The organism is Acidovorax sp. DMC1, from assembly GCF_056314325.1.
In genome coordinates this window covers 112,476-139,062 of sequence record NZ_JBQUYO010000009.1, presented here as the reverse complement: position 1 = coordinate 139,062, position 26,587 = coordinate 112,476, and the positions used below count along the sequence as shown (strand labels likewise).

The following is a 26,587-nucleotide window of genomic DNA, read 5'->3' as shown; positions in this document are numbered from 1 at the left end:
GATGGGCAGTCAGCGGGGGATGAACGTGGCGGCTCGATCAGTCCAGGCTGGCGCCAGAGTCCTTCACGATCTTGGACCAGCGGGGCACTTCGGTGCGCAGCAGTGCCGCAAACTGCTCGGACGTGCCCCCGAGGATGTCGCCGCCTTCAGAGCGCAGCTTGTCCGCCACGTCCGGTTGCTTGAGGGCCTGGTTGATGGCCTTGTTCAGCTGCGCCACGATGGCTGCAGGCGTGCCCGCAGGGGCCAGCACACCGAACCAGGTCACGGCCTCAAAGCCCTTGAACCCGGACTCCGCCAGCGTGGGCACATCCGGCAGCTGCGCGGAGCGCTGGGCGGAGGTGATGGCTATGACCTTGAGCTTGCCATTGCGCACATGGCCCAGCAGCGTGGGCACGGACGACATGTACAGATCAATCTGTCCGCCCATCAGGTCCGTCATGGCCTGGGCCGCGCCCTTGTAGGGAATGTGGCGCAACTGGATGCCAGCAGCGTTCTCTGCCAGTTCCCCGGCCAGATGGGCCACGGTGCCGTTGCCCGAATAGCCCAGCGTCAGGGCATCAGGCTTGCCCTTGGAGGCAGCCACCACATCGGCAAAGGTCTTGAAGCGCGAATTGACCGGCACCGCCATCACGATGGGCGAGGACGACACCAGCGCCACAGGCGCCAGGTCCTTGAGCGGGTCGTAGGGCAGCTTCTTGTACAGCGTGGGGTTGATGGCGAGGTTGCTGGTCTGCCCCATCACCAGTGTGTAGCCGTCCGGGTCGGCCTTGGCCACAGCGTCCACCCCCAGGTTGCCACCGGCGCCGGGGCGGTTGTCCACGATCACGCTCCACTTGTTCTGGTCGGCCATCTTCTGCGCCACGGCGCGGGCGATCATGTCGGTGCCACCGCCGGGGGGGAACGGAACAATCAGGCGGATGGCCTTGGCGGGGTAAGCCGTCTGCGCCTGCGCAGCGCCGTGGGGCACGGCCACGGCCGCAAGGCCCAGGAAAGCGGCGCACAGGCGCGCACTCAAAGAACGTGAAAGCGATGAAAAAGCGGGCATGGATTTGTCTCCGTTATGGTGGTTCGTCACACCGGTCTGCAAGGGCCTGTTCGGGCCTGGCGCCGTGGTGTGCGAATGTACGCACGCGTTTCAACCCATACAATGCAGTTGCACACAATGAAACGAATTGCGCCATGAGCAACCCACCCTCTTCGCCCGCGCGCCCTGCCCCGCGCAAGGCCACCCAGCCAAATGCCACCACCGCCGGGGCCGATGAAAGCGCAGACCGGCCGACCGATGCGGCGACCAAGGACACCGGTGGCGTGATCGCCGTGACGCGTGCGCTGCAGGTGCTGGAAGCCTTTGCACTGGGCGAGTCCAGCCTGTCCCTGGCAGAGCTGAGCCGCCGCTGCAGCCTTCACAAGACCACCGTGCTGCGCCTGGCCCGCACGCTGGCGCAGTCCGGGTTCATGGTGCAGCGCGAAGACGGCGACTGGCGCCTGGGCCCGGCCGCAGGCTGGCTGGGTGCGCGCTACCAGGCAGGCTTTGACGTGCAGAACGTGCTGGAGCCCGCGCTGCGTGAACTGACCGTTGCCACGGGCGAAAGCGCTGCGTTTTATGTGCGTGAAGGCAATGTGCGCACCTGCCTTGTGCGCGTGGAAGGCCCACAGGCGCTGCGCCACCACGCCCGCATGGGCGAAGGACTGCCGCTGGACAAGGGCTCGCCGGGCCGCGTGATCCTGGCGTTTTCAGGCGAGCCGGGCAAGGCCTATGAAGAGATCCGCAAGAAGGGCTACCACTGGTCGATTGGTGAACGGGAACAGGGCGTGGCCACCGTGTCGGCACCGGTGTTTGGCATGCACTGGCGGCTCATGGGCTCGGTGTGCATCTCAGGCCCGGCCTCGCGTTTGCCCGCCGAAAAGCTCGAAGCGCTGGCGCACACCGTGGTCGCTGCAGCGACACAGTTGTCCTACGCACTGGCAGGGAGTTCGGCCGCGCCGGCCCATGCCCCCGTGCGGGCGACGCAATGGCATCCCTGATACTTGCATCCGTTATCCACCCCACACAAAAAGCCGAGGAGACTGCCGTGAGCCGCTACCCCTTCCCTGACCTGAACACCCTGCCCGAGGACATCCGCGCGCGGATTCTTGAAGTGCAGGAGAAGGCGGGATTCATCCCCAACGTATTCCTCGCGTTTGCCCGCCGACCAGCGGAATGGCGTGCATTCTTTGCGTACCACGATGCGCTCATGCTCAAGGAAGAAGGCAGCCTGACCAAGGGCGAGCGCGAGATGATCGTCACCACCACCAGCGCGGCCAATCAGTGCCTGTATTGCGTGGTGGCGCATGGCGCGATCCTGCGCATCTACGAGAAGAAGCCGCTCATCGCCGACCAGGTGGCGGTGAACTACCGCAAGGCGGACATCAGCCCCCGGGAGCGGGCCATGCTCGACTTCGCCATGAAGGTGTGCCAGAACGCCCACGAGATCGACGACACGGATTTCGAGGCCCTGCACCCCCATGGTTTCGACGACGAGGACATCTGGGACATCGCCGCCATCACGGCATTCTTTGGCCTGTCCAACCGCATGGCCAGCTTTGCGGGCATGCAGCCCAACCCAGAGTTCTATCTGATGGGCCGTGTGCCCAAGGCCAAGCCTGCGGCCTGATCCAAACCATGCGCTCCGCACGAACGATCTGGCTTTGGGTTCTGGCCGCCCCTGCGGTACAGGGCGCAGGGTTTGGGCCACCGGAGGGCACGCTGCCCCTTCACCCTTTGACTGTGGCCGTGCCCGCTGGCGCGCTGTCGCCGTTGCGGTCCGCCTCGCTCTTCCGCGAAGAGTCCAGCACGGGGGCGGCGCCGACTTACTACCTCGGTGCGGGTGTTGCAGGCTCGCGCCTGCAAATCCCTGACTCGCCGGGCGCTACGGCGTGGCAGGTCGTACCCACCGCCGATTGCGTACGCCTGGAGCCCGTGCCCCCCGCACTGCTGCACACCCCGTCCGTGCAGGCAGTGCTGGTGCAACAGAATCCGCTGCCCATGGAGTGCGCTGCGGCCTTCGAGGGGAGCTGTACCAGCCGCGACGGAAAGCTGCGCATCACCACGACCTTCGAGGGCCGGCGCCGCGCGGCGCGCGTGGGTGGCGGCTTTTTCGGCACCGAAGGCACCATAGAGACCACCTTCTACACGGGTGTGCGCACCCTCAGCATCGAACACCTGCCCAGCCGTCTTGTGCTGCGCATGCAAGAACGCCTGAACAACAGCAACGGCTACAGCGCACCGCAGACAGCCATCCGGTATTTGCCAGAGCTGCAGCGCCTTGTGCTGCTGGGCGCCTCAGAGGCACAGGGCATGCCTCTGGCGCAATGTGTTGCCCTGCCCCCACGATAAAGGCTGTCCCACTGCGACTCAACGGACCGATACCCGCGCGATGCCCCGCGCGACCTCAGGACCTCAGGCCGGCAAGTCTGTATCGGTCTCGCGCACCCAGGGCTGCTGCGCCTGCCACTGGTCCAGCCAGCCCGGTACCTGCTGCGCGGGCATGGGCCGCGCAATGCCATAGCCCTGGCCCAGCACACAGCCCATGGCCAGCAGCGTGCGGCCGTGGTCCACGGTCTCCACACCTTCGGCAATCACCTTGCGGTTGAACGCTTTGGACAGGCCCACCACACCCTGCACAATGGCCAGGTCGTCGCGGTCTTCGAGCATGTCGCGCACAAAGCTCTGGTCGATCTTGAGCAGCTCTGCAGGCAGCTTTTTCAGGTAGGTCAGCGACGAATAACCGGTCCCAAAATCGTCCAGAGCAAACCGCACGCCCAGTTCGGCGCATGCGTGCATCAGGCCAGACACCTGGGCCATGTCCTGCAACGCGCTGGTCTCCACAATCTCCAGCTCCAGCGCCGACGAAGGCACCGAGGGATGCGCGGCCAGTGCCTGGCGCAGGTTGTGCACAAAGTCCTCTTGCTGGAGCTGCTTGGAGAACACGTTGACGCTGACCGGCATGCGCAGCCCCACCGCCAGCCACTGCGCCATTTGCGACAGGGCCATGTCCAGCACCCGCTCGCCAATCGCAATCGCCATGTCGTGGTCTTCAATCACCGGCAGGAACTGGCTCGGGGCCAGCAGGCCCCGCTGCGGATGCAACCAGCGGACCAGCGCCTCCATGCCCACCACCTCACCTGTCTGCATGTTGACCTGGGGCTGGTAGTACAGCACCAGCTCCCGCTGAGCGATGGCGGTGGCAATCTGCTCCAGGCTTTCGCGCTTGATCCGGATGGCAGCATCGCTGGCCACATCAAACAGGTGGAACCGATTCTTGCCCGCCTGCTTGGCCAGGTACATGGCCTGGTCGGCATGGCGGATGAGCTGCTCCGAACTGGAACCATCCTGCGGGTAGATGGTGACGCCAATGCTGGCAGACACCTGCAGGGATTGCCCGCTTACCAGCAACGGCTCGGCCGCCACCTGCAACAGCCGCAACAGCAGGGGCTCGCAGTCCTGCTCGGCCGTCAGGTCGGTCATGACGGCCACAAACTCGTCCCCACCAATGCGCGCGAGCGTGTCGCCATCGCGCAGTGCAGACCGCAGACGCTTGGCAATCGCCACCAGAAACTCGTCGCCCGCCGCATGGCCATACCGGTCGTTGATGTCCTTGAAACCATCCAGATCCAGAAACGCCACCGCCAGCGACTTGTTGCGACGCACACAGTGCGCCATGGCCTGCTGAAGCCGGTCGGCGAGCAGAACGCGGTTGGGCAGGTGCGTCAGCATGTCAAAGTGCGCCACCTCGGCCAGCTGCTCGTTGATGCGGCGCATCTGCGCATTGGCAGCCTCCAGCTCGGCCTGGCTGCGCAGGCGCTCCGTGATGTCGCGAACGATCATGCTGCTGTATTGGCGGCCTTCACTGTCGCCATAAATGCTGGAGCTGATCTCGGCGGTGAAGTGGCTGCCATCACCCCGGACCATGGTCAGCAGGCCGGCCGCCTGCCCCCTCTGCTGGCGCTGTACCAGCAGCTCCTGCAACCGGGGGTCGGCAGGGTCGGCCAGCCCCATGCGCCCCCGGGCGATGATTTGTGCCTCGCTCAAGTCAAACAGTCGGCAAGCCGCCTGGTTCACGGCCAGCACGGTGCCATCGGGCGAGGTCAGCAACACGGCGTCCATGCTGTTGTCAAACAGCGCCTGGAACTTGAGTTCGCGGTCCCGTAACTGCGACGTCAGCTTGCGCCGCATGGTGATGTCGACAAAGGTCACCACGATCTTGTCGAGCTGTCCATCGGTGGTGAACCACGGGTCGGCCCGGCTCAGCACCCAGCAGATGCCTGCATCCTTGCCACGGACGATGCCTCCCACCACCCCGTTGACAGGTTCACGGGTCGCAAGCACCCGGGAGGCGGGGTAGTCGGAAACCGGCATGACGGCCCCCTGCTCGTTCACGAAGGACCAGGCCGGGTCGATCAGTTGCTTGCCGGTCATCTGCTCAAAACTCAGCCCCAGCAGGTTACTGGCCTCGGCGTTGCATCGCACCACAGCGCCCGTCGCATCGTGGATGACCAGACCCGTCATCAGGTTGTCGATGAGGGAGCGCTGCTCGGTCTCGCTCTCACGCAGCACCCTTTCCACCGCCAGCCGCTGCTGCTCGGCTTCGTGCTCGCGGCGAGCGAGGCGCAGCGACACGAGCTTGATAAACACCAGCAACAGCGCCGTGAGCGCCAGGGGAGTGTCGATGCTGCGGGCCCAGACCTGAAAGAACCGACTCTCGGGCTGCCCGACAAAGACGGTCGCAGGGAGCCTGTCGAGCCGGTGGAACAGGTTGATAAAGTTCTGCCCCTTCAACAGCGCATTGGGTCCCTCGACCCGCCCTTGCAGGGGGAACTGGTGCTGCGCGAGATACCGTACCAGCACCCCGTCCCGACGCATGCCATACACCTCGTCCTTGGTGACCGTGGCGGGCACCGGAAGCCGGGTCATCAGGTAGCCGTCATCGCGCAGCACACCCACTGTGAGCTGCTGCACCAGCGGCGCGTCTTTCCAGAGCGACTCCAGAAAATCGACCGGAAACACATCTGTCAGCACCGCCCGGGGCTTGCCTTGCGCATCCCGCAGCACATAACGCAGCGTGAACACCCAGTCCTGGCTCTGCGCGTCGCGCTGGGGTCGTCCCAGGTAGATGTCGTGCTGGTCCTTAGTGTCCCGCGCAAAGTCTTGAAAGCCGGATTGATCCACCAGGCCGGGTTGGCCGTTCCTGTCCGCCGCATGGGACGAGGCCAGCACCTTGCCGTTCATTTCGCTCAGGGATATCTCGCTGACTTCGGGGCGGTGCTTGCGGTAGTCCGTCAGCAGTTGCTGTGCCAGCGCCAGGTTGTCGATACCACCGGGCGAGATGGCGATGGTTTCTGCCAGGCTGAACAGGCCAGCGCGTTTGGAGAGAAAGAAGGTGTCCAGCGTCCGCGTCAGCAGCACCAGGTTGGACTGCATGTGCTCCTCTTCACGGTCCTTGACCTGCCTCCATTCGTCAAAGGCGTACAGGCCAAACATGAAGAGAACCGACGCGATGACCAGATTGGTCACCTTGTTGATGCTGCTGGCAGCCGCGCTTGCTGGGATGGTTGAATTCATTCAGAAAGCACAAAGCAGCACGTCGGTGCGGTGTTGGAAGTCCCCTCCCCGGCTCTATTCGTTTTCTTCTATCGTTGCCGAAGTCATCCTAACAGGTAACAAAAAGAACAGGAGGTTGAATGAGAAGGCGCGGTATGGGGTCGGCGGTATGGGCACAGTGCTCCGCGCCTGGGTGCCTGTGGAGCCGTATTCACTGGCTACCGCAGGGCCACCAGCAGAGGGAAGAAGTGGCACGGGTGCTGGGTGCTCGCAGAGGCTTGCCTTCCACTCTGTCGTCAAACCACCGGTGCAAATCGCCCAAACACTATCTTTTTAATAGCAATCAAGGCATTTATCACGTGCGCTACCGGCCGAATAGTCCAAAAAATGAGCCACCAGCCCCCGCCACGGGGCTCAATTGACAGGACGGACGGTCAGCTGGCAGTCACCAGCGTCCGCATCCAGTCGGGCAGCGGCGCGGCCTTCTGCTGCGGAAAGTCCACCCAGATCGTCGTAGCTCCGCCCGCTGCGCATATCACGCCCGGCTGGTCCACGCGCTCCATCGTGCCCCAGGTCTCGAACGTGGTGCGGCCCGGGTCGCTCACGTAGAGATTGAGCAACACGTCGGCCGGGTATTCGAGCTGCTTGTAGAAATTGCAGAACGCATTGACGATGACAGGCCCCTGTCCGCGCGGGTCGGGGTTGCAGCCCACCGACACCATCCACTCGATGCGCGCGGTTTCCAGGTAGCGGAAGTACACGGTGTTGTTGACATGGCCCATCGCATCCATGTCGCCCCAGCGCACCGGGAACCGCATCTCAAAGACCAGCTTCTTGACCTCAGGGATTTCGATCTTCATACCCGCTCGTGCCCCAGGGATCAGACCGCGAAGCCGTCGTCGGCTGCGATCACCGCGCCATTCACAAAATGGCTCTGGTCACTGGCCAGCATCACCAGCAGCGCATCCAGGTCCTGCGGCTGGCCCACGCGCTTGCGCGGCAGCATGTCCATGAGCTTCTTGCCCTGCTCGGTCTGCCAGTGGTGGTGGTTGATTTCCGTGTCGATGTAGCCGGGGCAGATCGCATTCACGTTGATGCCGAACCGGCCCCACTCCAGGGCCATCGCCCGGGTCATCTGCACCACAGCTGCCTTGCTCATGCAATAGGCGCCGATCTGCGGCAGCACCTTCAGGCCCGCCATCGAAGCGATATTGATGATGCGACCGCCGGTGAAGCTGCCCGGCGCTGCACCGCGGGAGCGGGCCAGCATGCGCTTGCCCACCTCTTGCGCCACAAAGAAGGCGCCCTTCACATTGGTGTCGAAGATGAAGTCATAGTCCTCGGGCGTCACGTCCTGGATGCGCTGCGTGGTGCTCACGCCCGAGTTGTTGACCAGAATGTCGATGGAGCCCATTTCGGTCTCGGCATGGGCCACGGCGGACTTGATGGAGTCGTGGTCGGTCACATCGAGTTCGATCACATGGGCATCACCGCCCTCGCCTTCGATGCGCGCGCGCAGCTCCTTGAGTTTTTCCACCCGGCGGCTGGCCAGCACGACGCCTGCGCCAGCGCGGGCCAGGGTGCGGGCAAACTGCGCGCCCAGGCCGCTGGACGCGCCCGTGATGAAGGCCACGCGGCCGGACAAGTCGATGCTGTATGCCATTTAGAGTCTCCCTACTGATCAAAATAGAACGGTCGTTCGATTGTCTATATTCCGTGAATACAATCAGTCGCCAGACAGACAGGGCGCGGTCGGCGCTCTGTAGAAAATAATCCATTATCAAACGCCCGACGAGAAGCCCATGACCAACGAAGAAATCCTCGCCCAATACGGCCCCCGCGAATCCATGGAATACGACGTGGTGGTCGTTGGCGGCGGCCCTGGCGGCCTTGCCACTGCGATCCGCCTGAAGCAACTGGCGGCCGAAAAAGGCCAGGACGTCTCGGTGGTGGTGCTCGAAAAAGGCTCCGAACCCGGTGCACACATCCTGTCGGGCGCCATCATGGACCCCAAGGCCCTCACCGAGCTGATCCCCGACTGGAAAAAGCGCGGCGCGCCCCTGAACCAGCCCGTCACCGACGACGCCTACATCTTCCTGTCTGAAAAATCGGGCTTTCGCGTGCCCAACATGTTCCTGCCGCCCTTTGCGCAGAACCACGGCAACTACATCATCAGCCTGGGCAACCTGACCAAGTGGCTGGGCGAACAGGCCGAAGCCCTGGGCGTGGAGATCTTCCCCGGCTTCACTGCGGCTGAAGTGCTCTACAACGACAACGGCTCCGTCAAGGGCGTGGCCACGGGCAACATGGGCATCGGCAAGGACGGCGAGCCCACCGAGAACTTCCAGCTGGGCATGGAGCTGCTGGGCAAGTACACCGTGTTTGCCGAAGGCGCACGCGGCCACCTGGGCAAGCAGCTGATCGCCAAGTTCCACCTCGACAAGGACCGCGACCCGCAGAGCTTCGGTATCGGCGTCAAGGAACTGTGGGAGATCGACCCCAAGAAGCACCAGCCCGGCTTTGTGATGCACACCGCCGGCTGGCCCATGGAGAACGACACCTACGGCGGCGCCTTCCTGTACCACCTGGAGGGCAACAAGGTGGCCCTGGGCTTCGTCACCGGCCTGGGTTATGCCAACCCCTACCTGAGCCCGTTCGAAGAATTCCAGCGCTGGAAGACGCACCCCAACGTCCGCTACTACTTCGAAAACGAAAAGGGCGAGATCACGGCCAAGCGCCTGTCCTACGGCGCACGTGCCATCAACGCCAGCGGCATCAACGCCCTGCCCAAGACCGTGTTCCCAGGCGGCGCCCTGGTGGGCTGCAATGCCGGCTACCTGAATGTCGGCCGCATCAAGGGCAGCCACGCCGCCATCAAGACCGGCATGCTGGCCGCCGAAGCCGCCTACGACGCCGTGGTGGCAGGCCGCCAGCACGACGAGCTCACCGCCTACCCCGAAGCCTTCGAAAAGAGCTGGCTGCACACCGAGCTGAACAAGGACCGCAACTTCAAGAACTGGTTCAAGTACGGCCTGACCACGGCCACGCTGATGAACGGTTTCGAGCAGTTCGTGCTGCGCGGCCACATCCCCTGGACGCTGCACCGCGACAAGCCCGACCACGCGTACCTGAAGCCTGCGGCCGAGTGCAAGCCCATCGTCTACCCCAAGCCCGATGGCAAGCTGACCTTCGACCGCCTCTCCAGCGTGTTCATCAGCAACACCAACCACGAAGAGAACCAGCCCGCCCACCTCACGCTCAAAGACCCGAGCGTGCCGGTCAACATCAACCTGGCCAAGTACGCCGGCCCCGAGGCGCGCTATTGCCCGGCAGGCGTGTACGAGTTCGTGCCCGACACCACCAAAGGCGGTGATGCCCAGCGCCTGCAGATCAACGCGCAAAACTGCGTGCACTGCAAGACCTGCGACATCAAGGACCCCACACAGAACATCGTGTGGGTCACGCCGGAAGGCGGCGGTGGCCCGAACTACGCGGGCATGTAAGCACCATCAAAATTCATAGCAACTTGCACTTGAAGGGCCTGCGCTGCAGGCCCTTTTTTATTGATGTCTCTGGCACTGGCGCTCACGCGGCTGCGCGCGTGAGCTGAAACTGCCCCATTGCACCCGCCAGCCGGTTGGCCTGGTCCTTGAGGCTCTGGGCCGCTGCAGCGCCCTGCTCCACCAACGCGGCGTTTTGCTGCGTCATGTGGTCGAGCTGGTCCACAGCCTGACTCACCTGGCCGATCTGTGTGCTCTGCTCGCTGCTGGCCTCGTTGATCTCGGACATCAGCGTGGTCACACGCTCCACGCTTTGTACGATGTCGCCCATCGTGGAACCTGCGGTCACCACCAGCCGGGCGCCGTCACTCACCTTGTCCACGCTGGTGGAGATCAGCGCCTTGATCTCGCGCGCCGCATTGGCGCTGCGCCCGGCCAGGCCCCGCACCTCGCTGGCCACCACGGCAAAGCCGCGCCCCTGCTCGCCCGCCCGGGCGGCTTCGACGGCCGCATTGAGCGCGAGGATGTTGGTCTGGAACGCAATGCCATCGATGATGCCCACGATGTCGGCAATCTTCTTGCTGCTGGCATTGATCTCCTCCATGGTCTTGACCACCTGGCTGACCACTTCGCCGCCTTTGCTGGCCACCTCGGTGGCGTTGAGCGCCAGCGCATTGGCCTGGCGGGTGCTGTCGGCATTGGCGGCCACCATCTGCGCCAGCTGGGCAATGCTGGCCGCCGTCTGCTGCAGGTTGCTGGCGGCGTGCTCGGTGCGCATGCTCAGGTCGGTGTTGCCCGCTGCTACTTCGGAGCTGGCCACATGGATGGATTCGCCCGAGTCACGCACCTCGGTCACCACGTAGTGCAGCGACTCGACCATCTTGTCCAGCGCCGTGAGCAACTGGCCGATCTCGTCGGTACGCTGGGTTTGCATACGCACTGTGAGGTCGCCCCGCGCCACCACTGCGGCCGCCTCGGAGGCCTGGCGCAGCGGCAGCACGATGGAGCGCCGCAGCAGCCAGCCAAACAGCGCCGACAGCGCCACCACCACCAGCACGGCCACCGCGCTGACCCATTGCGCACGGGACGCGTCGGCAATCATGCTGTCGCCCGCCCTCAGGGAGGACTGTTCGGACGCTGCAAGCAACTGGTCGATGGACCGCAGGTATTGGGTCAACGCGGCGGCGTGCTCCTGCAGCTCTTTCTGGCTGATGATCTTGGCTTCCAGGGCGTTTTGCACCAGTGCGTCCCGCAGCGCGGCATATTTCTGGCGTTCGGCCTGGGCCTGTGCCCACAGCGGCCTCGCGCTCTCGCTGGAAGCCGCCTTGGTCAGCGCTTCATCAATGCGCTTGCGCATGGCGTCTTCGGCGGCGATCTGATTGCGCATTTCGGCCACCAGGGGGAACACATCGGACGACAACGTGGCCCGCAATGCAATCTGGCCGATATAGACCGACTGGGTTTTCCAGTCGCGCACGGTGCGTTCGATGGGCAGTTGCTCCGTGGTAAGCAACGTGGCCTGACGGCTCGTGTCCTGCCCTGTGAGCCAGGTGGTGGCCCCCAGCAGCGCCACCGCAAAGCCCAGAATGCCAAAGCTGGCCGCCAGTTTTTGTCCCACGCTCAGAGTCCGGCGGTGCCGCGCAGGTGCAGGGCTCTGAGCGGCAGCGTCTGGCACGGCACGGCTGAACTCCGCGTCGGCCGGTGCGGCGGAGAAGGCGGCGCCACCAGGCGCCCCGGATGTGGCGGGCAAATAGTTCATGAGCGTTCTCCTGTTTCATTTCCCGCACCGTGCGGGGGTCGAAGTCGGGGAGGTGACCAGCGCCGTGCACCGTGCGCCCCCAAAGGCTCAGAGCACACAACACCTGCCCCACCGGGGTCAGCGGGCCGTCAGGTCAGGACGCGACACATTCGCCAAAGCCGCCACCGCCGGGGGTTGCGATCTCGAACACATCGCCGGGCTCCATCAGCGCCGCGCCAATGTGGCCCAGCTCCTCCACCTGGCCATTGGCACGCAGCACGCGGTTGGCACCAGGCCTGCCCGGCTGGCCGCCCGCCATGCCAAAGGCGGGGTTCAGTCGCCCGTTGGACAAGATGCTGGCCGTCATCGCCTCCAGGAAGCGCACGCGCCGCACGCCGCCATCGCCACCCGCCCAGCGGCCTGCGCCGCCCGAGCCGCGCTGGATCTCGTAGCTGTCGAGCACCACCGGGAAGCGGAACTCCAGCACCTCGGGGTCGGTGAGGCGCGAGTTGGTCATATGGGTCTGGACCACGCTGGTGCCGTCAAAGCCGCGCACCGCCCGGCCCGACGCGTCCAGCACCGCACCCGCACCGCTACCACCGGCAATGGTTTCGTAGTACTGGTACTGCGCATTGCCGAAGGTGAAGTTGTTCATGGTGGGCTGGCTGCCCGCCATCACGCCCAGGGCGCCAAACAGCGCATTGGTGATGCAGGTGGAGGTCTCCACATTGCCTGCCACCACCGAGGCCGGCGGGTTGGGGTTAAGCATGGAGCCTTGCGGAATGATCACCTGCAGGGGCTTGAGGCACCCGGCATTGAGCGGGATGTCGTCGTCCACCAGCGTGCGGAACACATACAGCACGGCCGCCATGCACACTGCGCGCGGGGCGTTGAAGTTGTTCATCTGCTGCGGGCTGGTGCCTGCAAAGTCGATGACCGCGCTGCGCTCGGCCACATTGACCTTGACCGACACGCTGATCTGCGCGCCGTTGTCCAGCGGCAGGGTGAAGCTGCCGTCCTTGAGCTGGGTGATCACACGGCGCACCGACTCTTCGGCGTTGTCCTGCACATGGCACATGTAGGCCTGCACAACATCCAGGCCAAACTGGTCCACCATTTTCGACAGCTCCTGCACGCCTTTTTCGTTCGCCGCGATCTGTGCGCGCAGGTCGGCCAGGTTCTGCTGCGGGTTGCGACTGGGGTATGGCGTGGTGCCGCCGCCCGTGGCCAGCAGGGTGCGCACCTCCTCTTCCAGAAAGATGCCCCGGTCCACCAGCTTCACGTTGTTGATCTGCACACCTTCTTCATCAATGCGTGTGGAGAACGGTGGCATGGACCCCGGGGTGGTGCCGCCAATGTCCGCATGGTGGCCCCGGCTTCCCACATAAAACGTGGGTTCGTTGCCCTCGGCCACGTACACCGGGGTGATCACCGTCACGTCCGGCAGATGGGTGCCGCCGTGGTACGGGTCGTTGAGCATGTACACGTCGCCCGGGTGCATCTTGCCCGCGTTCTCGCGGATCACGGTCTTGATGCTCTCGCCCATTGACCCAAGGTGCACGGGCATGTGGGGCGCGTTGGCGATCAGGTTGCCGGCCGCGTCGAACAGCGCACAGCTGAAGTCCAGACGCTCCTTGATGTTGACCGAATACGCCGTGTTCTGCAGTTGCAGCCCCATCTGCTCGGCGATGTTCATGAACAGGTTGTTGAAGACCTCCAGCAGCACCGGGTCCACCGTGGTGCCTGCGGCGTACTGCACCTTGCGGGCCGTCACGCGGTCCAGCACCAAATGGTCCAGGTCGGTCAGGCGCGCAGACCAGCCGGGCTCCACCACGGTGGTGGTGTTCTTCTCGGCAATGATGGCGGGGCCGGGGATCACGTCGCCGGGGTGCAGGTCCTCGCGCACCACCAGGGCCGCATCGTGCCAGGCACCGCCCGAGTACATCTTGACCACCTCGCGCTGCGGATGCTTGCGGTGCGAGTGCACGGGCAAGCGCGGCTCGGCGGGGGCGTCACCGGCAATCATGGCCTCGACCGACACAGCCTCCACCACCAGGCCCTTGCCCGCCATGAGGAACGCAAAACGCTGGCGGTAGGCGGCCTCAAAGGCCGTCTGGATGCTGGCCATGTCACCAAACGGCACGACCAGGGCCGAGTCCGTGCCCTCGTAACGCACATGCACGTTGTGGCGCACCTGTACGGGGTTAGTGCTGACCTGCTGGCGCTCCAGCTCGGCCTGCGCGGCAGAACCCAGCGTATCCAGGCGCTCGGCAATCAAGGGCAGAGATTCAGCCGCCAACGGCATCTCCACCGCCTGCTCGCGGATTACGGTCTGGTCGGCCAGGCCCATGCCATAGGCGCTGAGCACCCCAGCCAGCGGGTGCACGAACACGCGCGACATGCCGAGCGCATCGGCCACCAGGCAAGCATGCTGGCCGCCCGCGCCACCAAAACACTGCAGCGTGTAGCGCGTCACGTCGTAGCCGCGTGCCACGCTGATCTTCTTGATGGCGTTGGCCATCTGCTGCACAGCGATCTGGATGAAGCCTTCGGCCACTTCTTCGGGCTTGCGCTGGGTCTGCGCAGCAATTTCTTCAAAGCGGGCACGCACCGCATCGGCGTCCAGTGTTTCGTTGGCGGCGGGGCCAAACACGCTGGGGAAATAACGGGGCTGCACCTTGCCCACCATCACATTCGCATCGGTCACGGCCAGCGGGCCGCCGCGGCGGTAGCTCACCGGGCCTGGGTTGGCGCCTGCGCTCTCAGGGCCGACGCGAAAACGGGCACCGTCGTAGGCCAGCACCGAGCCACCGCCAGCCGCCACCGTGTGGATGCTCATCATGGGGGCGCGCATGCGCACGCCCGCCACGTGGGTCTCGAACTCGCGCTCGAACGCACCGGCGTAGTGGCTCACATCGGTGGACGTGCCACCCATGTCAAAGCCGATGACCTTTTCATGCCCGGCCAGGCCCGCCGTGCGCGCCATGCCCACAATGCCGCCTGCGGGACCAGAGAGGATCGCGTCCTTGCCCTGGAAGGTGCCTGCATCGGTAAGACCACCGGAGGACTGCATGAAGAACAGCTTGACGCCTGGCATCTCGCTGGCCACCTGCTCCACATAGCGACGCAGGATGGGCGACAGATACGCATCCACCACCGTGGTATCGCCCCGGCTCACGAACTTCATCATGGGACTGGTTTCGTGCGAGGTACTGATCTGCGTGAAGCCCACTTCCTTGGCAATACGCTTTGCTGCCTGCTCATGCTGGGTGTAGCGGTAGCCGTGCATGAACACAATGGCCACGCTGCGCAGGCCGCGACCGTAGGCGGCCAGCAGGTCACCGCGCAAGGTGGCTTCGTCCAGGTTCTGCAGCACGCCACCATGGGCGCCCATGCGTTCGCGGGCCTCGATGACTTCGGTGTAGAGCAGCTCGGGCAGCTGGATGTGGCGGTCAAACAGGCGCGGGCGGTTCTGGTACGCGATGCGCAGTGCATCGCGAAAGCCGCGTGTGGTGACAAGCAGCGTGGGCTCGCCCTTGCGCTCCAGCAGCGCGTTGGTGGCCACCGTGGTGCCCATCTTCACGCACTCCACCAGCGCGGGCGTGACAGGCTCGCCGGGCTTCAGGCCCAGCAGGTGGCGAATGCCTGCCACGGCGGCATCCTTGTACTGCTCGGGGTTCTCGGACAACAGCTTGTGGGTGGTCAGGGAGCCATCGGGCCGCTTGGCCACGATGTCGGTGAAGGTGCCGCCCCGGTCGATCCAGAACTGCCAGCGTGGGGTGTGCGTTTGGGGTGTCATGGTGGTCATGTGTAGTGGCTCCGAGATAAAAAATGGAAAGAGGTGGTGGCTGTGTGGCTAGGCGACGGCAAGGTGGGCGGGGGCCAGCCTTTGCATGACCTGCCACACGGCAGGAATGGGAGGAGCGGTGGCCAAAGCCCGCTCCACAGGGCACCAGGGGCCTGCCAGCGAAACGGCCCAGGTCATCACGGGCACGATGTCCGCGGGTGGCAGGGTTTGCATGGTGTCGATCACGATGTGAAGCTCCTGCGCCAGGCGGTTGCCGGGGGCAAATCGCCAGTGGTACTGGCCGCCCGCCACACACACGACGCGGTTGTCCTTGGCCGTCATGGCAGAAAGCCACAGGCAGTGAAAGTCGGCGCAGGCTGGTGCCGGTGGATCGGTCAGGCAAAAGGTGTAGGCGTTTTCATAAGCACGGCCAAAGTTGCGCACCAGGGTCTCGGCTATGGCCTCGCGGCCCAGGGTGCATGCTGGGGCCTGCCCGTCGCCCTGGCGCATTTCCATCTGTAGCAGTGCGCCACCGGCAAAGGCTTGCGCGATGAGGTGCGGGCGATTGAGGTCCTTGGCGCGCAGGTACATCTCTATGGTGTCCGAGGGCGTGTGCATGATGCTTCTCCTGAAAGACGTGCAGGAAAGTTCAGCGCTGCGTGTAGTACGGGATGAAGATCTGGTTGGCCTCGCTGCCCACCGAGCGCACCCACTCGCGCGAGAACCGTTCGCCCAGGCGCTTGAGCTCGGCATCAAAATCCGCCGGCGCACGATCCACCTTGATGCCCTTGCGTTGCAGCTCAGCCACCGACTCTTCGGCCACTGCAGCACTCATTGCCCAACCCCGAGCCTCCGCCTCGGCGGCAGCCTTGGTGACCGCCTGGCGTGCGGGTGCAGGCAATGCATCGAAAGCCTGCTGGTTCACAAAGACGATGTTCTTGGGAAACCAGGCATTGATGCCGTAGTACTGCTTGATCTGTCCCCAGACCTGGTTCTCGACCCCGGTGAGGGCCGAGGTGATCATGGAATCGAGCTTGCCGGCCGACAGAGCCTGGTTGACTTCGACCATGGGCACATCCACGGGCGTGGCGCCCAGCAGTTCGGCAATGCGCACAGTGCCGGGGTTGTAGGTGCGCATGCGCGTGCCCTTGAAGTCGGCGGACGAGCGCACGGGGTTGATCGAGAACAGCCCCTGCGGCGGCCAGGGCACGGCGTACAACGCTTTGAGCCCCTTGCCGGCCATGTGCGACTCGATCAACGGCCGCTGTACATCCCACATGCGCCGCGCGTCCGCATAACTGCGCACCACGAACGGCACAGCATCCGCCCCGGCGATGGGGATGTCCCGCACCAGGTTGGTCATGATGGTCTCTCCCGCCTGGGCCTTGCCCTCCTGCACGGACTGGTGGATATCGTTCAGCTTGAACAAGGCGTTGTTGGCGTGGACCTCGATGCGCAGAGCGCCTGCCGAGGCACGCTCCACATCCTGCGCAAACTGCACGAGATTGCGGGTATGAAACGACTCCGCGCGGTAACCCGTGGCCAGCTTCCACTGGGTCTGGGCGTGCAGCATCGGGGCCACGGCGAGCGCGGCCAACAACACCAAAGTTTTCATGGGGAACTCCTGCGCGGACGTTTCAGGCGTGGGTGCTGGGGGTCAGCCCTGCATCTGGCGTGGCAGCCAGAGCACGACATCGGGCACGAAGTACGTCATCACGACGGCCACAATCATCAGAGCGAACAGAGGCAGCGCCGTGCGTGCGATCCAGGTCACTTCGTGCCGCGTCATGCCCTGCAACACGAAGAGGTTGAAGCCCACAGGCGGCGTGATCTGCGCCATCTCGACCACCAGCACGATGAAGATGCCGAACCACACCAGGTCAAAGCCTGCAGCCTCCACCGTGGGCAGCAGCACTGCGATGGTCAGCACCACCATGGAGATGCCGTCCAGGAAGCAGCCCAGCACAATGAAGAACACGATGAGCAGCAGCATCAGCGCAAAGGGCGACAGGTGCAGCGCGCCGATGAACTCGGCCAGGTGCCGTGGCAGGCCAATGAAGCCCATGGCCAGCGTGAGGAACGCGGCACCCGCCAGGATGAGGCCGATCATGCAGTACACGCGGCAGGCGGCGACCAGCCCTTCCTTGAAACGCTCCCAGTTCAGCGAACCCTCGATCTTGGCCAGAATCAACGACCCGGCCACACCCAGCGCGGCAGCTTCGGTGGCGGTGGCAATGCCGCTGTAGATGGCGCCCAGCACCACGACGATGAGCGACACGACCGGAATCAGGTGGCGGGAGGCATACAGCTTTTGCACAAAGCTGAGGCGCGCGTCAGGCGCAGGCACCTTGTCTTTGTTGAACAGGGCCCACACGACGATGTAGCCCATAAACAGCGCAGCCAGCATCAGCCCCGGAATCACCCCTGCCAGGAACAGCTTGGAGATCGAAACGTTGGCCGCCACGCCATAGACGATCATGATGATCGACGGCGGAATCAACAGACCCAGGGTGCCCGCACCAGCCAGCGTGCCCACGGAGATATCTTCGGGGTAGCCTCGCTGCTTGAGTTCAGGCAGCGTGATTTTGCCGATGGTGGCGCAGGTAGCGGCCGATGAGCCCGAGATCGCGGCAAAGATGGTGCAGCCCACCACATTCACATGCAAAAGGCGGCCTGGTAGGCGCTCCAGCCACGGCGCCAGGCCCTTGAACATGCTGCTTGACAGCTTGCTGCGGAAAAGGATCTCGCCCATCCACAAAAACAGCGGCAGAGCCGTCAGCGTCCAGCTGGAGGTAGACCCCCAGATGGTCAGCATCATGCTGTCGCCCACCGGGCGGTTGGTAAAAAACTCCATGCCGACCAAGGCCACTGCCAGCAGTGACAGGCCGATCCACAGGCCCGATCCGAGCACTGCGAACAGCACCACGATCAGACCCAAAGCAATGATGACGTCCATGATGAGTTCTCCTGGATCGGGTTATTCGGAACGGGCTGCTTCGGACACAGCCATGAACGCCACACCCTGGAAGCGCAGCACCAGCGCATGGGCAAACGCCAGCGCAAAACCAATACAGCCCATGGCCATGCTGATCTGAGGAATCCACAGCGGCGAGGCGTCGGCTGCCGGCGAGATGTCGTGGGTGACGTAGGAGATCCATACCGATCGCACGGCATAGCAGGCGATGTACACGGACAACACCAGCGCACTGACCAGGCAGAACCACTCGAAGGCACTGCGCCAGCGGGCGGGCAGCCTGTCCAGGATGAGCGTCACACGGATGTGATCGCCGTTTTGCAGCGTGCTGGGCAGCGCAAAGAACAAGGCGGCGGCAATGGCGTAGCCCGCGTATGCGTCGAGTCCGTCAATATTGAGATGGATGACTTCGCGGGCAAAAACGCCCAGCGTGACTGCGCCGAACGCGGCCAGCATCGACAGGCCGGACAGCAGCATCAGCAGCCTGTAGAAATTTCGGACGAGTTTGTCCATGGCGTACTCCTGTAACGCTTGAAAAAGAGGGGGATCGGTAACGAGATTGCGGGGGTAGCGCGCGGTGCGCTACCCGGCCCCGTGGGGGCCTTCAGACATGTTCAGACGCGACTACTTCTTGCGGTATGCGTCGATGATGGCCTGACCCTCGGCCCCCGCCGACTTCACCCAGTCGGCGGTCATGGATTCGCCGATGCTCGCCAGCTCCTTCTTGATGCCGTCGCTGGGCTCGACCACCGTCATGCCCTTGGCCGACAGCTCCTTGATGAATTCCTTGTCCACACGCTCGCTGGTGGCCCAGCCGCGTTCTTCGGCGGCAGCTGCGGCTTTGAGCACGGCGTCCTGCAGGGACTTGTCGAGGGCGTCAAAGGCCTTCTGGTTCACCACCGTGGCATTGCGCGGCAGCCATGCGCTGACGGGGTAGAAGTACTTGACCTGTTCGTACAGCTTGGACTCCACGCCGCTGGCGCTCGATGTCAGAAAGTTCTGCACCGTGTTGGTCGCCAGGGCCTGGCCCAGCTCCGACAGCTGGATCGTCACGGGCTGCGCCTTGAGCAGCTGGGCAATGCGCGTGGTGGCAGGGTTGTAGGCGCGCATCTTGGTGCCCGCAAAGTCTGCGGGCGTGCTCACCGGCTTGAGCGAATACAGCGACTGGCCGGGCCATGGCACCGAGAACAGCACCTTCACGCCCTGTGCGGCGAGCAGCTTCTCTTGCGCGGGCTTGGCGGCCAGGTACAGACGTTTGGACTCCGCGTAGGTGGTCGCCAGGAAGGGGATGGAGTCCACCCCAAACAACGGGTTCTCGTTGGTGGCGCCCGACAGGATGAACTCTGCCGAAGGCACCTGCCCGGTCTGCACCGCACGCTTGATCTCGTTGGCCTTGTACAGCGAACCACCGGGGTGCAGGGTGATCTTGAGCTTGCCGCCAGTGAGCTTGTCCACTTCATCGGCGAACTGCTGCACGTTTTGCGTCTGGAAGCTGTTGGCACCGTAGCCGGTGGGCAGGTCCCACTTGACCTGGGCCTGGGCCGCACACACGCTGAGGGCGGCCGTCATGCAGAGTGCAAATTTTTTCATGGGGAGACTCCTGGGGGTAAGCCGCTTAGAAGCTGGCGAGTTGGTGGTTAAGAAGATCGGTGACCAGCATGCAACCCGGGGCGTGGGTGATGCAGAAGGCCGGCTGGGCATTGAGGATGGCCGATTGCGGTGTCACGCCGCAGGCCCAGAAAACAGGGATCTCACCGGGCATCAGCGCCACGGCATCCCCGTAGTCGGGATGGGCCAGATCGGCGATGCCGATGAGTGCCGGGTCTCCGATATGCACAGGCGCGCCATGCACATTGGGAAACCGCGAGGTGACCTGCACGGCCCGAATCACATCTGCTGCAGGCATGGGGCGCATGGTCACCACCATGGGGCCACCGAAAGGGCCCGCCGGCTCGGTTTGCACATTGGTGCGGAACATGGCTACGTTCTTGCCTTCCTCGACGTGGCGCAGGCGGATGCCTGCCTCGATCAATGCGGACTCGAACGAGAACGAGCAACCGAGAACGAAGGTGACCAAGTCAGAGCGCCAGAGGCTGGCGATGTCCGCCACCTCTTCCGACATTTCACCGTGACGCCAGATGCGATAGAGCGGCACATCGCTGCGAATGTCGATGCCCTTGCCCAGTGAAGGCAAGGTGAACTGTCCGGGCTCGCTGACCGCCAGCACAGGGCAAGGCTTGGGGTTGCGTTGACAGAACCGCAGGAAGTCACTGGCAAGCACCTCGGGCAGGATGACGACGTTGCCCTGAACATGGCCATCTGCAAGGCCACTGGTGTGCGATGTCCACAGGCCCTTGCGGATCGTGTCACGGACATGGATCGGGTTGCTGGCACCTTCAGGACCAAACACCGCGAGCGAATTTTCTTGAACGAAGTCCACCGTTTTTCCTTGCATTGAGAAATGTCAATTGCATGACGTTGGGCAGATTGTGTTGGGGTGTGAACGACCCTGGCAAATTCAAAAATTTTCTATCACGTCATCGATTTTTTCCATGCACTTCATTGGGGAGATGCGAACCATCTTGGTGCCAAGGGAAAACCCTGAGGGAAAATTTGCGGGTAAACCCTGACACCGCCGGACCATTGGAATGCCGGAGAAAAAGGCGTATGCGGAGCGCACCCGGCAGGGTGCGTCGAGATGTTTTGGCGGAAGGCTCAGCCCTTGCGAGGGCGGCGGGCTGGCGCGGGCTGTTGCTGCTCGATGAAGTCCAGCGCCGAACGCACCACGGCCTCCATGGCGGGCGATGAAGGGTCTTCGCGGTAGCTCACGTGGATGGGCAGCGGCCGCAATGCCGTGTCACACGCCAGGGCTCGCAAGTCGGGGAACGCCAGCAGGCGCTGCACCGCCAGACGCGGCAGCGTGGCGACGCCAAAGCCGCCCTGCACCAACTGCACCATGGCAGAAATCGACGAGATGGTGTGCACGCAACGCGGCTCTACCTGGGCCTGGCGCAGCGTGTCGAGCAGGGACACGTGCGGCTGCGAGCCACGCTGGAAAGTCAGGATGTCAGCGCCTGCAAAATCTTCCAGCGCATAGCGGCGCTTGCGGTGCGTTTTGCTGTTGCCCACAAACACCATCTCCATGGGCGTCACCGCCTGGCTACGGATGCCATCCGCCGCCGCCGGCAGGGCCGCGAACACGGCATCCAGCGTGCCGCGGCGGATCTGGTCGAGCAACACCGGGGTGGTCTCCACCGTCAGCTCCAACTCCAGCAACGGGTTGTCCTTGCGCAGCTGTTCCACCCACGGAATGAGCCATGAGTGCAAGACCGATTCGATGGCCCCCAGGCGGATCGACACCTCCAACGGTCCGCCCGATCCCATCTCGGATTTGAGCTGGCGCTGCAGCTCTAGCATGCGCTTGGCATACACCAGGAACCGGGCACCGGCCACCGTGAGTTTGAAATGCTTGTCGCGCCGGTCCAGCAATAGCACGCCCAGCTCTTCTTCGAGCGCGGAGATGCGGCTGGACATGGCGGATTGGGTCAGAAACAGCTTCTCGGCAGCGCGTGTCACGCTCTTGAGAGAGGCCACCCAGTAGAAGGCTTCGACAAAACGCAGGTTCATGGTGTTCTTCGGAAGGGCTGGGTGTGCTTTTACTCAAACAGCTCTGCGCACTGCCCAGACGGGCGCACTGCGATGGTGCGCGGTGTGGAAATCCAGCCGCCTTTTTCCGGCAGACACCGCGCTGTAAAAGCGATTGTGCCGTCGCATTTCAAGGTCACAACGCAGAACTGCTCGCAGTTGGGGCGCTGGCCAAAAGTGCATTGCCAGTTATCTGCAAGAAATCTCCGGCGTCTTGCCACGCCACATGAACGGCCTACCCGGTGAACAAGGGCAGGTCTGCCTTCTTCAAGGTCCGCAGCACAAAGCTGGAGCGGCTGTGCCGTATGCCTTTGATCTTGTAGAGCTTCTCGCGCAGCAGGCGCTCGTAATCGCGGGTGTCCTTGACGACGATGCGCAGCAGGTAGTCGTAGTCACCGGAGACCAGGTGCGCCTCGATCACTTCAGGAATGCTGGCCAGTGTCTCGCCAAACTTTTCGAGCGTGTTGTCCGAATGGCTGTCGAGCGTGACCTGCACCAGCACCGTGTCGGCCAGGTCAAGGGACTGAGGATTGATGCGCACCGTGTAGCCCTGGATGACACCCGCCTCTTCCATCTTTTTGATGCGCCCCCAGCAGGGTGACGGGCTCAGGCCCACGGCCTGCCCTATTTCTTGCAGGCTGGCGCGAGCGTTGGCCTGCAAGACAGCGAGAATTTTTCTATCCAGTCGATCCATCGGCCTGATTATTCAGTAAATCATTCAGATGCAGAAAATTATTCTGCACATTCAACAGAATGCGCCAAATTCAGCAAATTCATCTGCAGCACCCGGCGCATACTTCTTCCATCAAGGCGCTCTTACCGGAGCGCACAAATTGACAAGGCCCCGGCTGGTTACCGCCAGCACGGGGCCCTTGGCATTCCAGATGCCTCCACACACTGAATAGTGAATAGCCGCTTGCATCCGTTGGTGGAGTGCGGACTACGTACAGGCCTCAACCGCTCCGCTCCAAGGAGGTGTCGCCAATGCAACTGCAAACGCCGGGCGAACCAGTTGATAAGCACGCTTACCAGCACAAACCCGGATGCCTGCGGCCATGCTGCACCGCCATAATTTGACGGAGGCCAGGGGCGGCTCTGCCAGGAGCCCAAGTGCCCCATCCCCTGCCCCAACATCAACAGGAGACACCATGCAATTGACCAAACTCGTCGTTGGACTGAGCCTCGCGCTCGGCTTTGTGGCCACCGCTGCTGCGCAGACCACCATGCGCATCAGCATCTCGACGGCCCAGAACTCCCACCAGGGTGTAGCCATCGACACGTTTGCCAAAGAGGTCGAAAAACGCACGGGGGGCCGCTACAAGATCCAGACGTTCTACAACGGCGCCTTGGGAGGCGAGCGCGAATCGATTGAAGCCGTGCAACTGGGCACCCAGGAGCTGGCCTTCAGCTCCACAGGCCCTGTGCCCAACTTTGTGCCCGAGACCAAGATCCTGGATGTCCCCTTCCTGTTCCGCGACAAGGCCCATGCACGCGCAGTGCTGGACGGTCCTATCGGCCAGGACCTGCTGTCCAAATTCGACGCCAAGGGCTTCAAGGCACTGGCCTGGGCCGAGAACGGCTTCCGCCACATGACCAACAGCAAGCGCGACGTGAAGGAGCCCGGTGACCTGAAGGGCCTGAAGATGCGCACGATGGAAAACCCCGTGCACATCGCCGCCTATAAGGGCTTTGGCATCATCACCACGCCCATGGCCTTCCCTGAAGTGTTCACGGCGCTGCAACAAGGCACCGTGGACGGCCAGGAGAACCCGCTGTCGGTCATCATCTCGGCCAAGTTCGACCAGGTGCAAAAACACCTCACCCTCACCGGCCATGTGTATTCGCCCTGCATCTTCGTGATGAACAAGGCAGCTTTCGACAAGCTTTCGGCAGCCGACAAGCAGGCCTTCATTGACGCAGCCAAGGAAGGCACCAAGGCCAACCGTGCACGTGTGGACGAAGACGACGCCAAGGGCGTGGCTGACCTGCGCGCCAAGGGCATGACCGTGATCGACAATGTGGACAAGGCCAAGTTTGTGGCGGCTCTGGCCCCTGTGAACGCCGAGTTTGAAAAGCAGTTCGGCAAGGCTGCCATCGACAAGATCCGCGACGTCAAGTAATTTGGGTCTTTGCTATTACCTTTGTAGCTAATAACGCCCGTAGCCATTGCGCTATCGGGCGTTTTTATTCTTGAGCCATCGCTGGTTCTGATCACCTCCTACCTGCCCATGGTCGGCATCGCCCCATGAAAAACGCTTTTCTTACCTTTGAGCGATGGACCACCTTCATCGCCATGCTCGGCGCTTGCGCCATGTTGACCCTGGCCTCGGCCCTGGGCATGTTCCAGATCGTGACGCGCTTTGTGCTGGAGCAGCCCGCCGAATGGACCGAAGTGCTCATCCGCTTCAGCCTGATCTGGATGGTGTTCCTGGCCATCCCGGCCGCGTTTCGCCAGGGCGCGATGGTGAGCGTGGACGTGCTGTACCGCTGGAGCCCGCCACGCATCAAACGGGTGCTGGACTGGGTGGTCGCACTGGCGGCCCTGGCCCTCATCGGCATCATCATCTGGTACGGCTGGGACTATGCGCAGCGCGGTGGGGTGCAGAGCATGGCCGGGCTGGAGTCCGTGTCCATGTTCTGGGCCTACCTCGCCATGCCGGTGGGGGGGCTTTTTTGCATCGTCGGCATCATTGGCAACCTCATTGATCCCCTGCGTATGGAACTGGAGACTGCTCAATGAACGCCGCGCCGAGCCGCCTCAAGCCAGTGAACGGCCCCCTTGGGGGGCAGCGAGGACATGCAATGCCGAGCGTGGGGGTCCAACTATGAGCTTGGTCATGATTTCAACGATGGTGCTGTGCTTTGCACTCACCGTCTCGGTGGCCGTGTCCATCGGTTTGGCGTCCATCCTGGGCATCCAGGCCTCCAACGCGAACATGCTCATCTCCGTCAAGGAGATGTTCGGGGCCATCAACAAGTTTCCGCTCGCAGCCATCCCCTTCTTCATCCTTGCGGGCAACCTGATGGAGACCGGAGGCATCTCGCGCCGTCTGGTGGAGTTTGCCAAGAGCATCGTCGGCGGCGTGCAGGGCGGCCTGCCCATGACCTGCGTGCTGACCTGCATGATCTTTGCGGCCGTGTCGGGCTCGTCGGTCGCCACCACGTTTGCAATTGGCGCCATCCTGATCCCGGCGCTCATCAAGCATGGCTACCCCACCAGCTACGCCGCCGCGCTGCAGGCCACCAGTGCCGAGCTGGGCGTGATCATCCCTCCCTCCATCCCGATGATCCTTTACGGCGTGAGCGCCGAGGTGTCGATTGGTGAGCTGTTCATCGCTGGCTTTGGCCCGGGCCTGCTGATCAGCGGTGCACTGATGCTCTTCGTATGGGCGTACTGCAAGTACAAGGGCTGGGGCAAAAACGATGGCGATGGCCGCATGCCCTTTGGCAAGGCTACGCTGCAGGCGGGCTGGGCGCTGCTGATGCCCGTCATCATCCTGGGCGGCATCTATGGCGGTGTGTTCACCCCCACCGAGGCATCGGCCGTGGCCGTGTTCTACGCGTTGGTGGTGGGCATCGTCATCTACCGCGAGATCAAGCTCAAGGACCTGTTCGCCATCCTGCGCAAGTCGGCCATCTCGTCGGCGGTGATCATGTTCATCATTGCCAACGCAGGGCTGTTTGCGTTCCTTATCACCCGCGCTGGCGTGCCCGATGCCATCGGCCGCTGGCTGGAGGCGGTGCTGCAGTCCCCGGCCCTCTTCCTGCTGGGCGTGAACGCGGCGCTGTTCGTGATCGGCATGTTCATCGAGACCAGTGCGGCGATCATCGTGCTGGCCCCCATCCTCGCGCCTGTGGCCATGCACTTCGGTATCGACCCTGTGCACTTCGGCCTCATCATGGTGGTGAACCTGGCCCTGGGCATGATCACGCCCCCGTTCGGAGTGAACCTGTTTGCTGCCTGCACGGTGGCCAGAATATCGCTCGACCGGATCATCAAGCACCTGCTTCCGTTTGTCGGCGTGATTCTGGTGTGCCTGATGATCATCACCTATGTGCCATCGATCTCGTTGGCACTTCGGGATCTGGTCTACGCAAAGTAGTTAGAATCGCCCGGTCAGGAGAGAGTGCTCCGTCTTGTCCATAAGACGCGCAGCACCGCCGAAGGCGCAGGCAGCAGCCGAACGCTCAGGCAAAAGGACTGGCAACCGCCCGCAGCGATGCGGGCGTTCCCTTGCTGGAGAGAGGTGGCCCCACAGAAAAGAAACTGTGTGCAGGCCATCCACCGAAGGAGCAAACCGCACGGCCAGCCAGGGCGCTGCGGTGAATCTCTCAGGTAAAGCGGACAGCAGGGCAAATCCCG

Annotated in this window: 21 protein-coding genes and 2 riboswitches; of the genes, 7 read left to right on the top strand and 14 right to left on the bottom strand. The window is 63.4% G+C overall.

From position 1 onward, the window contains the following. Positions 1 to 37 precede the first annotated feature (37 nt). On the bottom strand, positions 38 to 1,045 hold the full coding sequence (locus ACT531_RS18205; protein WP_395454931.1) for a Bug family tripartite tricarboxylate transporter substrate binding protein: 1,008 nt from the start codon (positions 1,043 to 1,045) through the stop codon (positions 38 to 40). Between the two features lie 134 nt (positions 1,046 to 1,179). On the opposite strand from ACT531_RS18205, the gene ACT531_RS18200 reads away from it, so the two are divergent. The 3 genes from ACT531_RS18200 to ACT531_RS18190 all read left to right on the top strand — a co-directional run bounded on the left by ACT531_RS18200 (position 1,180) and on the right by ACT531_RS18190 (position 3,376). Continuing rightward, positions 1,180 to 2,025 (top strand): IclR family transcriptional regulator, encoded by an 846-nt coding sequence (locus ACT531_RS18200; protein ID WP_395454933.1) that lies wholly within the window; start codon positions 1,180 to 1,182, stop codon positions 2,023 to 2,025. A 47-nt stretch (positions 2,026 to 2,072) separates the two neighbouring features. Then, positions 2,073 to 2,654: a peroxidase-related enzyme gene (locus ACT531_RS18195; protein WP_015014330.1), complete on the top strand. Its 582-nt coding sequence runs from the start codon at positions 2,073 to 2,075 to the stop codon at positions 2,652 to 2,654. Positions 2,655 to 2,767: 113 nt separating this feature from the next. Continuing rightward, positions 2,768 to 3,376, top strand: coding sequence for a hypothetical protein (locus ACT531_RS18190; RefSeq protein WP_476018327.1), 609 nt, complete (start codon positions 2,768 to 2,770; stop codon positions 3,374 to 3,376). A 63-nt stretch (positions 3,377 to 3,439) separates the two neighbouring features. Here ACT531_RS18190 and ACT531_RS18185 read toward each other — a convergent pair whose 3' ends face one another. From ACT531_RS18185 to ACT531_RS18175, 3 genes are all read right to left on the bottom strand, one after another. Then, entirely contained in the window at positions 3,440 to 6,601 is a 3,162-nt protein-coding gene (locus tag ACT531_RS18185) for a bifunctional diguanylate cyclase/phosphodiesterase (protein ID WP_476018326.1), read from the bottom strand. A gap of 413 nt (positions 6,602 to 7,014) precedes the next feature. Then, on the bottom strand, positions 7,015 to 7,440 hold the full coding sequence (locus ACT531_RS18180) for an acyl-CoA thioesterase (protein WP_476018325.1): 426 nt from the start codon (positions 7,438 to 7,440) through the stop codon (positions 7,015 to 7,017). 20 nt (positions 7,441 to 7,460) lie between these two features. Beyond that, positions 7,461 to 8,243: an SDR family oxidoreductase gene (locus tag ACT531_RS18175; protein ID WP_015014335.1), complete on the bottom strand. Its 783-nt coding sequence runs from the start codon at positions 8,241 to 8,243 to the stop codon at positions 7,461 to 7,463. Positions 8,244 to 8,382: 139 nt separating this feature from the next. On the opposite strand from ACT531_RS18175, the gene ACT531_RS18170 reads away from it, so the two are divergent. After that, entirely contained in the window at positions 8,383 to 10,083 is a 1,701-nt protein-coding gene (locus tag ACT531_RS18170) for an electron transfer flavoprotein-ubiquinone oxidoreductase (RefSeq protein WP_015014336.1), read from the top strand. 82 nt (positions 10,084 to 10,165) lie between these two features. Here the strand turns inward: ACT531_RS18170 and ACT531_RS18165 are convergent, their stop codons facing one another. The 10 genes from ACT531_RS18165 to ACT531_RS18120 all read right to left on the bottom strand — a co-directional run bounded on the left by ACT531_RS18165 (position 10,166) and on the right by ACT531_RS18120 (position 22,918). Beyond that, positions 10,166 to 11,839: a methyl-accepting chemotaxis protein gene (locus tag ACT531_RS18165; protein ID WP_476018324.1), complete on the bottom strand. Its 1,674-nt coding sequence runs from the start codon at positions 11,837 to 11,839 to the stop codon at positions 10,166 to 10,168. Positions 11,840 to 11,972: 133 nt separating this feature from the next. Then, positions 11,973 to 15,626: a hydantoinase B/oxoprolinase family protein gene (locus ACT531_RS18160; RefSeq protein WP_395454942.1), complete on the bottom strand. Its 3,654-nt coding sequence runs from the start codon at positions 15,624 to 15,626 to the stop codon at positions 11,973 to 11,975. A gap of 48 nt (positions 15,627 to 15,674) precedes the next feature. Beyond that, positions 15,675 to 16,223 (bottom strand): hypothetical protein, encoded by a 549-nt coding sequence (locus tag ACT531_RS18155; protein ID WP_476018323.1) that lies wholly within the window; start codon positions 16,221 to 16,223, stop codon positions 15,675 to 15,677. Positions 16,224 to 16,254: 31 nt separating this feature from the next. Further along, on the bottom strand, positions 16,255 to 17,220 hold the full coding sequence (locus ACT531_RS18150; RefSeq protein ID WP_395454946.1) for a TRAP transporter substrate-binding protein: 966 nt from the start codon (positions 17,218 to 17,220) through the stop codon (positions 16,255 to 16,257). A gap of 42 nt (positions 17,221 to 17,262) precedes the next feature. Beyond that, complete coding sequence (locus ACT531_RS18145) at positions 17,263 to 18,561, bottom strand: TRAP transporter large permease (protein WP_476018322.1); 1,299 nt, start codon at positions 18,559 to 18,561, stop codon at positions 17,263 to 17,265. Between the two features lie 21 nt (positions 18,562 to 18,582). After that, positions 18,583 to 19,092, bottom strand: coding sequence for a TRAP transporter small permease (locus tag ACT531_RS18140; RefSeq protein ID WP_121943069.1), 510 nt, complete (start codon positions 19,090 to 19,092; stop codon positions 18,583 to 18,585). A gap of 111 nt (positions 19,093 to 19,203) precedes the next feature. Continuing rightward, on the bottom strand, positions 19,204 to 20,169 hold the full coding sequence (locus tag ACT531_RS18135; protein WP_476018321.1) for a TRAP transporter substrate-binding protein: 966 nt from the start codon (positions 20,167 to 20,169) through the stop codon (positions 19,204 to 19,206). Between the two features lie 25 nt (positions 20,170 to 20,194). Continuing rightward, the gene (locus tag ACT531_RS18130; protein WP_476018320.1) at positions 20,195 to 21,034 is read right to left on the bottom strand and encodes a putative hydro-lyase; all 840 of its coding nucleotides are present in this window, start codon (positions 21,032 to 21,034) and stop codon (positions 20,195 to 20,197) included. A 260-nt stretch (positions 21,035 to 21,294) separates the two neighbouring features. Further along, positions 21,295 to 22,206, bottom strand: a complete 912-nt coding sequence (locus ACT531_RS18125; RefSeq protein WP_110958861.1) for a LysR family transcriptional regulator — start codon at positions 22,204 to 22,206, stop codon at positions 21,295 to 21,297. Between the two features lie 253 nt (positions 22,207 to 22,459). Further along, positions 22,460 to 22,918 carry an Lrp/AsnC family transcriptional regulator gene (locus ACT531_RS18120; protein WP_056067700.1) on the bottom strand — a complete coding sequence of 153 codons (459 nt, stop codon included), beginning with the start codon at positions 22,916 to 22,918 and terminating at the stop codon, positions 22,460 to 22,462. A gap of 454 nt (positions 22,919 to 23,372) precedes the next feature. Here ACT531_RS18120 and ACT531_RS18115 point away from each other — a divergent pair, with 454 nt between their 5' ends. The 3 genes from ACT531_RS18115 to ACT531_RS18105 all read left to right on the top strand — a co-directional run bounded on the left by ACT531_RS18115 (position 23,373) and on the right by ACT531_RS18105 (position 26,327). Next, complete coding sequence (locus ACT531_RS18115; protein ID WP_060986836.1) at positions 23,373 to 24,344, top strand: TRAP transporter substrate-binding protein; 972 nt, start codon at positions 23,373 to 23,375, stop codon at positions 24,342 to 24,344. 125 nt (positions 24,345 to 24,469) lie between these two features. Then, positions 24,470 to 24,964, top strand: coding sequence for a TRAP transporter small permease (locus ACT531_RS18110; protein WP_060986835.1), 495 nt, complete (start codon positions 24,470 to 24,472; stop codon positions 24,962 to 24,964). Between the two features lie 85 nt (positions 24,965 to 25,049). Continuing rightward, positions 25,050 to 26,327 carry a TRAP transporter large permease gene (locus tag ACT531_RS18105; protein WP_110958865.1) on the top strand — a complete coding sequence of 426 codons (1,278 nt, stop codon included), beginning with the start codon at positions 25,050 to 25,052 and terminating at the stop codon, positions 26,325 to 26,327. 5 nt (positions 26,328 to 26,332) lie between these two features. Next, a riboswitch (glycine riboswitch) is annotated at positions 26,333 to 26,438 on the top strand. A gap of 13 nt (positions 26,439 to 26,451) precedes the next feature. Continuing rightward, positions 26,452 to 26,583, top strand: a riboswitch (glycine riboswitch). Positions 26,584 to 26,587: the final 4 nt, after the last annotated feature.